Origin of the sequence: Kocuria cellulosilytica, assembly GCF_040981245.1 — a bacterium.
GTDB classification, from domain to species: Bacteria; Actinomycetota; Actinomycetes; order Actinomycetales; family Micrococcaceae; genus Kocuria; species Kocuria cellulosilytica.
In genome coordinates this window covers 1-602 of sequence record NZ_JAVFWZ010000075.1, presented here as the reverse complement: position 1 = coordinate 602, position 602 = coordinate 1, and the positions used below count along the sequence as shown (strand labels likewise).

The 602-nt window shown below is 73.9% G+C and carries 1 protein-coding gene; it reads left to right on the top strand.

Annotated elements, in window-relative coordinates; translation table 11 throughout:
* Positions 1–602: DnaJ C-terminal domain-containing protein (locus RCG67_RS17060; RefSeq protein ID WP_368827989.1), on the top strand; the 602-nt coding region annotated here is incomplete at both ends.

Sequence of the window (602 nt, the reverse complement as noted above, 5' to 3'; positions counted from 1 at the left end):
CGCCAACGACGTCCTCGCCGACCCCGAGAAGCGGCGCGTCTACGACGCCACCGGCAACGAGAACGGCACCGACACCGGCTTCGGCGGCGGCTTCCCCGGCACGGGCTTCGGCTTCCAGGACATCTTCGACACCTTCTTCCAGGGCGCCGGCGGGTCCGGGTCGGGCCGCCGCGGGCCCGCCTCCCGCACCCGCCAGGGGCAGGACGCGCTCATCAACGTGCGGGTGTCCCTCAAGGACGCCGTCTTCGGCACCGAGAAGAAGATCACCGTGGACACCGCCGTGGTCTGCCCCACCTGCGACGGCACGTGCTGCCAGGAGGGCACCCGCCCGGAGACCTGCGAGGTCTGCCACGGCGCCGGGCAGGTCCAGCGCCAGGTCCAGTCGATCCTCGGCACCGTGGTCACGGCGGCCCCCTGCGCCACCTGCCAGGGCTTCGGGACCGTCATCAAGCACCCCTGCCACGAGTGCTACGGCGAGGGCCGCGTGCGCGACCGCCGCCCCCTGACCGTGAAGATCCCCGCCGGGGTCTCCACCGGCAACCGCATCCGCCTCTCCGGCCAGGGCGAGGCGGGCACCGCGGGCGGGCCCAACGGCGACCTCT